This window comes from Sphingomonas sp. IW22 (assembly GCF_041321155.1).
Taxonomy (GTDB): Bacteria; Pseudomonadota; Alphaproteobacteria; order Sphingomonadales; family Sphingomonadaceae; genus Sphingomonas.
The window spans coordinates 1-1,301 of record NZ_JBGGWB010000032.1; the positions used below are offsets into that span (position 1 = coordinate 1).

1 protein-coding gene is annotated in these 1,301 nt (G+C 38.0%); it reads right to left on the reverse strand.

What is annotated here, in order from left to right:
* Positions 1-86: 86 nt before the first annotated feature.
* The gene (locus ACAX61_RS19540) at positions 87-1,103 is read right to left on the reverse strand and encodes a transposase (protein ID WP_370716206.1); all 1,017 of its coding nucleotides are present in this window, start codon (positions 1,101-1,103) and stop codon (positions 87-89) included.
* Positions 1,104-1,301: the final 198 nt, after the last annotated feature.

Here is a 1,301-nt window from a genome sequence, read left to right on the forward strand (position 1 = left end):
TATATACAGTCTGTTACATTAAATTGTCCAGTACAAAAAATTACAACATTTATATTATATATATTTATACAGAAAACAATATGTCGTTAATATTTGGTATATCCTCCAGCTGCATCGATTATTGCGGAAAGTCTTCGCTCCATAGAATCTACAAGGCTGTACCGGTAATTCTCTTCTCCCATGATAGTGCTCCACAAATCCTGACAGGTGCTGAACAGGGCATCAGATGTAGTTGGCTTTATGAGCATATAATGAAGCTGGTGTTTCATGCGCCCCCACACATTTTCGATGGGGTTAGCATCGGGACTGATTGCTGGCCACGGCAGAAGAGGTAAGTCATGATCATCGAACCAATCTCTTGTAAATTTGGCAGTATGGATTGGTGCATTGTCTTGCTGGTAGAATTCTATGTTGTTCATTTGATCGACTAAAGGAAGGAGATTCTGTTCTAATAGTTCAACATAGCCTTCAGAATTAAGCCGATGTTGGATTCTAACCAAATCACTGTAACCATTTCTACAAAACGATCCCCACACCATGCAGTGACATGAACTTCTGTTTGGAAGATGATTAACAAACCGATCCTGCAGTCTAGTGTTTTTCCTACGCCGTACGAACTGTTGTCTATTATTCATCTGGAACTTTGATTCATCACTGAAGATGACTGCTGACCAGGTTGTTTGGCGATGCTGTTGTGCCCAGACCAAACGCGCTGCTTTGTGAGCCTTTGAAAGGAAGGGCTTGTGTGCTGGAGAAAAAGAAAGAAGACCAGTTTCCTTCAAGCGGCGATTGATCGTGCCATATGATAAATTTTGGATTGCGGATAAGTCTGATGCTACTTGCCGAATTCCTTTGAACGGATGTTGTTCGACATATCTCACAATATGTCTGTCAAACCTATCTGTTGTTTTTCGCGGTCTCTTACAATTGATACGGTTTCCTTCATGTGGCAGATGATTATTGATGTTTCGCTGGCAATATTTACTGACAGCAGACAGTGTCAAATTAAGAGTACTGGCTATCTGTTCATATGGCCATTCGGCATGTTTGCGTAATGCATAAATCTGTCCTTTGTCAAAAGGTGTTAAATCGAAACCGCGCATAATTTGACGAATATACTGGAAATTAAACTAAACTAATATTCTAGCTGAATTATAAAGCATAAAACACTTACATGGTTTAACAAAATGAATTACAGAAATTTAAATAAGAATTGACAACTATAAATAATCTGAAAAATAATATTGAAAAAGTATTGAATTTTTGTACTGGACAATTTAATGTAACAGACTGTATATATA

What these genes read in the sequence shown, in the direction of transcription:
- ACAX61_RS19540 (WP_370716206.1), bottom strand. Translation starts at nt 1,103, where the DNA reads ATGCGCGGTTTCGATTTAACACCTTTTGACAAAGGACAGATTTATGCA.